The following is a 6,730-nucleotide window of genomic DNA, read 5'->3' as shown; positions in this document are numbered from 1 at the left end:
ACAATAGAGCTGTGGAACCACCTGAATCCATCCCGAACTCAGAAGTGAAACGCAGCATCGCCGATGGTAGTGTGGGGCTTCCCCATGTGAGAGTAGGTCATCGTCAAGCTCTTAAACGAAATACCCCGTCCTGCTTGCAGGGCGGGGTTTTTTTATGCCTGTGAGAAAGCAAGGGCGACGCTGAGAATAAATAACCCGGGACTGAGCCGGTAACGGATACCGACGGTTGAGTACGGGCGGGTTTTTGGATTGAAAACAGAATGAGCTATACAGTAAGGTGTCCTGTCGTGACAGGAGAATACTATGACAGAAGATACTGTTTTTGGAAAAATAGCGCGCGGTGAAGCCCAGGCCAATATAGTTTATGAAGATGATCTGGTGGTCGCTTTTCGTGATCTTTACCCGGCAGCACCGACTCATATTCTGATTATTCCGCGTAAACCCATACCTCGCTTGTGTGATGCCGCAATCGAAGACAAGGCATTGCTTGGTCATATGCTACTGACCGCAAATCAGGTCGCCGAGAGCGAGGGGTTGGGCGACAAGTTCCGTTTGGTGATTAACAATGGCGCAGATGCTGGCCAATCGGTTTTTCACTTACATATGCACGTGATTGGTGGTCGGCCGCTGACCTGGCCGCCGGGTTGAGATAACGATGAAGTTTGAAGCAATACAGGCAAAACTGCACGATGGTCGTTACCTGAAGGTAGCGCAGTGGGAAGTGACTGACGGACAGTTCTGGGCCATTGCCGGCACCAATGGCAGCGGTAAAACGGCGCTGTCCTGCCTGCTGGGCGATCAGGTCAAGCTGAGCCATGGGGCGGTTGATGGGCTGCTGGATAGCGTCGCTTATGTGTCTCTCGAGGCACAGGCGGAGCTTATTGAGCATGAGCGCAAGGTCGATGAAAGCGACCTGACGGATATGGCCAGTAAAGGGACTCTGGTTCGGGATCTGATTGCACCGGTAGAGGATGTTGCAGCGCTGGTTGATGGCTTGGGTATTCGGCATTTGCTTGATCAGGGCTTCCGGTCGTTGTCGACCGGTGAAAGCCGCAAAGTGCTGTGGGTCAGCCGGTTACGCCAACAACAGGACATGCTGGTGCTGGATGAGCCCTATGAAGGCCTGGATGTTACCAGTCGCGCCTATATCAAACAGTGTCTGGACGATTTGGCTTCCCAAGGCCGGAGGATTGTCTGGGTTGCCAATCGGCTGGATGAACTGCCGGACTGGATCACCCACGTCGCGTTTATGCACGATGCAGAGTTGCTGGCTCAAGGGCCCCGACAAGAAGTTTTGGCGCTGCCAGAAGTAAACGCCTTGATTCACTTCGACAAGGAATTACCCGAGTTACCTCTTGCACCTGTCCCGCCGCTACAGCTTGCCGATGGCGAACCGTTGGTGTGCCTGACTCAAGGTCGCATCCAGTATGAGGAACGGGTGTTGTTTGATCAGCTGGACTGGACAATTACGCCAGGGCAGCATTGGGCTGTACAAGGGCCGAATGGCTGTGGCAAAACCAGTCTGTTACAGATGCTGACGGGGGATAACCCACAGTGTTATCGCAATAACCTGCGCTTGTTTGGTATTCAGCGCGGCACCGGTGAAAGTATCTGGGATATTAAAAAGCATATCGGGCTGGTCTCGGCTTCTCTGCAGTGGCAGTACCGCGCATCGACCAATGTGATCAGTGCGTTGGTTTCCGGGCTGCACGATAGCATCGGCTTGTACAAAGCCGTACGCGATGATGACAAAAAGCTGGCATTACAATGGCTGGATATTCTGGGGCTGAAAGAGAAAGCTAACCAGAGCCTGCAACACCTGTCGTATGGTGAGCAGCGTCTGGTGCTGATTGGACGGGCCTTGATCAAGCAACCGGCGTTACTGATTCTGGATGAACCCTGTCAAGGGCTGGATGATCTGAGCCGTCATATGGTCTTGGCGTTTATCAACCGCCTGGTGGAGCAGCAGCGTATGACGATGCTGTATGTGACTCACCATGCGGATGAAATTCCGACGGAATTTTCCCATCGGTTGGTTTTTCAGCCGCAAGCAGAGGGCCGCAGCCTGATTCTGCAAGTAACGGAGGCCTGATGGTCTCCGGAGTCTATCCCCTGGTGTCAGGGGTTCCTGGGTGCAGTCGCAGTACCAGACTCCAGTGCCTGCAGGCGGTTGGTCAGCTCACGAATTTTCTTTTCCAGCGGTGCCTTTATATTGGTCGCCTGCTCGTTCGCTTTCTGTACCAATGCCAGGGTCTGGTCGAGAAAGGCCATATTGCGTAGATCACCGGCATTCAACGCTTCTGCTAACTGGTGCAGATAACTTTCAAAGCGCAGGGCTGCTTGCTCTGCGTCATCAATATCCATGTTAATGATATTCTCGGCTTCGCGGCCAATATAGAGTGCATGCTGTGCTGCTCGAAGTGCACGCTTACCAATCTGTTCCGATAAGGTCCGATTGGTATATTGGTCGCTGATGGTGTTGTTGGCCTCTTCCGTTAGCGTTTCTGCAAATTTGAACGTCTCCAAAGCAAAATAATCCACCCCTTCATCCTCGGCTTTTTCCAGGGTCTTTTGAGCCGGTCGCCAATGCAGTTCAAGCATGGTGTCGCGTTCCAGCTCTTGCATGTCTTCCAGCAAGTCACCGATATCGTCATCGAGGCTGTTATCACGTCCGGCTTCAATCGCTTGAGCCAATGATTTGATTTTCTCGAATTGCTTTTTATAGGCAGAGGGCAAGACCTTGTCGGCCTTGATGTCTTCCAGAATTTGTTTTTGTGCCAGCAGCACGGACAGTGTTTCGGCGACCTTGTGTTTATTGGCCATGCCGCTTTCAAACAGTGTCAATGTCCTGGCCGCAGACTCAAGTGCCTGTTGGTCATTGCCTGCCAGATCACTTTTACGGGCGGCGCTGATGGCAGTATTCATCTGTTGCCAATGCAGTGGTGAATAGAGGGCAAGATTTTCATTTCGGCCGGTGATTACTGACTCTTCAGCGGCATCGAGAGCGGTATGGGTATCACCGGTAAAGGTTTTGGCTTTACGGGCGGCGAGATCATCGAATGCATCTTCGTTTGCAATATGTTTGCTGGCACAGCCTGATACCAGTAGCAAGGCCAGCAGAACAGACAAGAAAGTACCGTGCCTGAGCGTCATATAAATCTCCTCTGGTGGCAAAAACAGCGCGGCGACATCCATTGTGATGTCGCTGCGCCACCATCAATGACGCATCTGGGCGTCAATAAATCAGACTGCTTTGTGGCAAGCCGGTTCTCGATGGCTGGTATCAATCGAGTAACAATTTGTCACGTACTGCACCCTTGTCGGCACTGGTCGCAAATTTGGCATAAGCCTTGAGCGCCGTGCTGACTTTACGAGGACGCAGCTCCGCTGGCTTCCAGCCCTTGGCGTCTTGCTCGGCACGACGGCTCGCCAGTTCTGCATCATCCAACAGCACATTGATGCTGCGATTGGGGATGTCGATCAGAATAGGGTCGCCGTCCTTGAGCAGGCCAATAGCACCACCGGAAGCTGCTTCTGGTGACGCATGGCCGATCGACAGGCCAGAAGTACCACCAGAGAAGCGGCCATCAGTCAGCAGGGCACAGGCTTTGCCGAGACCTTTGGATTTCAGGTAGGACGTTGGATACAGCATCTCCTGCATTCCCGGGCCACCTTTTGGACCTTCGTAACGAATGATCACCACATCACCGGCCACCACTTCGTCAGCCAGAATACCTTTGACGGCTGTGTCCTGGGATTCAAAGATCTTGGCCTTGCCGTTGAACACCAGAATCGAGTCATCCACCCCGGCTGTTTTCACGACACAGCCATCCAGAGCGATATTGCCGTACAACACGGCCAGGCCGCCTTCACGGGAATAGGCGTGTTCGAGGTTACGAATACAACCGTTGGCACGGTCACCGTCCAGGGTTGGCCAGCGCGTGCTTTGGCTAAAGGCGGTCTGGGTCGGAATCCCGGCCGGTCCGGCCTTGTAGAACTCCAGTACTTCCGGCGTTGGATTACGCATAATATCCCACTTGTCCAAGGCCTCAAGCAAGGTGCTGCTGTGCACCGTTGGCAGTTGGGAATGCAGCAGCCCAGCGCGTTCGATCTCGCCGAGAATCCCCATAATGCCCCCAGCACGATGAACATCTTCGATATGGTATTTGGGCGAGTTGGGCGCCACTTTACACAGTTGTGGCACGACACGAGAGAGACGGTCGATGTCTTTCAGGTCAAAGTCCACATCCGCTTCCTGGGCTGCCGCCAGCAAGTGCAGAATGGTGTTGGTAGACCCGCCCATCACGATATCCAGGGTGATCGCATTCTCGAAAGCATCAAAACTGACGATGGAGCGTGGCAGTACGGATTCGTCATTGTCTTCGTAATAACGTTTGGCGTTTTTGACAATCAGGCGAGCGGCATCGAGAAACAGCTCTTCACGATCAGAGTGCGTTGCCAGCACGGTGCCGTTGCCAGGTAACGACAACCCGATTGCCTCAGTCAGGCAGTTCATGGAGTTGGCAGTGAACATGCCGGAACAAGAGCCACAGGTCGGGCAGGCGCTGCGTTCATATTCTGCAACGTCTGCATCTGAGGCGGCGTCATCGGCGGCAATCACCATGGCATCCACCAGATCCAGCTTGTTCTCAGACAGCTTGGTTTTGCCTGCTTCCATCGGGCCACCGGAGACAAACACAACCGGGATATTCAGCCGCAGGGCAGCCATCAGCATTCCGGGGGTGATCTTGTCGCAGTTGGAAATACACACCAGGGCATCGGCACAGTGGGCATTAACCATATATTCGACGGAATCCGCGATGATTTCACGGCTGGGCAAGCTGTACAGCATACCGTCGTGACCCATGGCGATACCGTCATCAACCGCGATGGTATTAAATTCCTTGGCGACGCCACCGGCTTTTTCTATCTCGCGGGCCACCAGCTGGCCCATATCCTTAAGATGGACATGTCCCGGGACAAACTGGGTAAAAGAGTTGGCGACGGCGATAATCGGTTTATGGAAATCGTCGTCTTTCATTCCGGTGGCGCGCCACAGGGCACGGGCACCCGCCATATTACGACCCGCAGTGGAGGTCTTGGAGCGGTACTCAGGCATGGTGTCTCTCTCTTTGTTCATAGATCCTGCCACAGAGCGGGCAGTCGGGCTGTTTTATAGTGCCTCGGGTGGCGTCAGTCGCAGCCCGGGTACGTGAAAGACCTTCAGTTTAGCAAAAGGCGGGTCACAACGCAGTGCTCTTGGTGTGCCAGAGGCGGATCGCCCGGTGCTCGACAGGAAAACAAGCGGTGGCCAAGGTCGTAAAGTTATCCCTGTTTTCTGTGGATAAATATTGGGATAACTTTGGGGTAGCCTAAGGATAACAGGCCACATCGCTGATGCTGGCTATCGACACGCTGGTCTGGTCAAAAAACGCACAGTCCTGCTGGGTATTGGATTATTTCTCAAGATTTGGGCTTTTTATTATAAGTCTTTGTATTTTATTCATATTTTCTGATTTGTTTGGAAGTGCTTACACATGCTGGCGGACTCGCCTTGCCTGGGGATTGATGACAGTCTCTGGCTTGCTAATGGCTGAGCTGTGGATAAGAAAATCTCTTGGCAGGATAAGTCTGTGCATAACGTCAGGATAACTGCCGTTATCCTGATCGTTGGTCGACAATTGAGCCTATCCCGGAATCAAGCGCCGGACTGGGTTATTGTTTTTGGATAGCTGTCTGTTTTGTGTCTGTTCGCCCTGTTCTGGTGTCGCGCATCTGGTGAGACGCCATGCGTGTCTCAGTGTCGATCCTGGCGCACATAGGGCTGACCGAGTGCCGCAGGCTCCATGCCTTTTTTGGAACCGGAACAAGCCGCGACCAGCAGCACCGCGATGGTGAACAGATAAGGGAGCATATTCATCAGATAGATCGGAGCCGGTATACCGATCGCCTGCAGCCGTGGCAACAGCGCTTCGATAGCACCGAACAAAAAAGCCCCGGCCAATGCCTTGAGTGGCTCCCAGCGGGCAAAGACCACCAGCGCAAGGGCGATCCAGCCACGTCCGGCCACCATGTTATCGACCCAGATGCTGCTACTTGCCACCGACAGATATGCCCCGGCCAAACCACAAAGGGCACCGCTGGCGGTGATAGCCAGCAGTTGCTGCACCTGCACCTGCACTCCGGCGACATCGGCGCTGGCAGGGTCTTCTCCAACAGCACGGATTTTCAGGCCTGCGCGGGTACGTTCCAGCAGAAACCAGAGTGCAAAACCGATCAGCACGGTGAGATAGACCAGAATATCCTGATGAAAGAGTAGCTGGCCGACCAGCGGCAGCTGATCCAGCCAGGGGAGATCCAGTGGTTGCAGGCCTTCAAAGCTTTTATGGACATAAGACCGCCCGACCACTCCGGCAATACCCAGCCCCACCGCCATGGTGGCAAGGCCAGCCAGAATCTGTTCGCAGCGCATCACGACCACGGCAAAGCCAAAAACCAGTGCCAGGGTCGCGCCAGCCAGGACCGCACAGAGGATACCAATCGCGGGGTTTCCCAGCGTCAGGGTCAAAACCGCCGCAGTCATGGCGCCCAGAGACATATAGCCTTCGGCACCCATATTGAGGACACCAGCGCGTTCGCAGAGCACCAGTCCCATGCTGGCCAGAGCCAGGGGAATCGCAAATGCCGGTGTGCTACCGAGCCAGTGGGTGATGAACTGTTCCATAAATCT

Annotated in this window: 5 protein-coding genes and 1 rRNA gene; 3 read left to right on the top strand and 3 right to left on the bottom strand. The window is 54.1% G+C overall.

The window, feature by feature from the left end; all coding sequences use genetic code 11:
- From rrf to modF, 3 genes are all read left to right on the top strand, one after another.
- Nucleotides 1–109 (top strand): 5S ribosomal RNA (gene rrf, locus Q8W32_RS04655); the annotation flags it as partial.
- A gap of 194 nt (nt 110–303) precedes the next feature.
- The gene (locus Q8W32_RS04650) at nt 304–648 is read left to right on the top strand and encodes a histidine triad nucleotide-binding protein (protein ID WP_303433972.1); all 345 of its coding nucleotides are present in this window, start codon (nt 304–306) and stop codon (nt 646–648) included.
- Nucleotides 649–655: 7 nt separating this feature from the next.
- Nucleotides 656–2,092 (top strand): molybdate ABC transporter ATP-binding protein ModF, encoded by a 1,437-nt coding sequence (modF, locus tag Q8W32_RS04645; protein ID WP_305413896.1) that lies wholly within the window; start codon nt 656–658, stop codon nt 2,090–2,092.
- A 26-nt stretch (nt 2,093–2,118) separates the two neighbouring features.
- Here the strand turns inward: modF and Q8W32_RS04640 are convergent, their stop codons facing one another.
- From Q8W32_RS04640 to Q8W32_RS04630, 3 genes are all read right to left on the bottom strand, one after another.
- Nucleotides 2,119–3,153: a hypothetical protein gene (locus tag Q8W32_RS04640; protein WP_305413894.1), complete on the bottom strand. Its 1,035-nt coding sequence runs from the start codon at nt 3,151–3,153 to the stop codon at nt 2,119–2,121.
- Between the two features lie 130 nt (nt 3,154–3,283).
- On the bottom strand, nt 3,284–5,119 hold the full coding sequence (ilvD, locus tag Q8W32_RS04635; protein WP_305413903.1) for a dihydroxy-acid dehydratase: 1,836 nt from the start codon (nt 5,117–5,119) through the stop codon (nt 3,284–3,286).
- A gap of 678 nt (nt 5,120–5,797) precedes the next feature.
- Nucleotides 5,798–6,724 (bottom strand): ABC transporter permease, encoded by a 927-nt coding sequence (locus Q8W32_RS04630; protein ID WP_305413893.1) that lies wholly within the window; start codon nt 6,722–6,724, stop codon nt 5,798–5,800.
- Nucleotides 6,725–6,730 lie beyond the last annotated feature (6 nt).

Source organism: Oceanobacter sp. 3_MG-2023, from assembly GCF_030688925.1.
Classification (GTDB): domain Bacteria; phylum Pseudomonadota; class Gammaproteobacteria; order Pseudomonadales; family Oceanobacteraceae; genus Oceanobacter.
The sequence above is the reverse complement of the archived record's forward strand: the minus strand, read 5'-3'. Positions and strand labels throughout refer to the sequence as shown.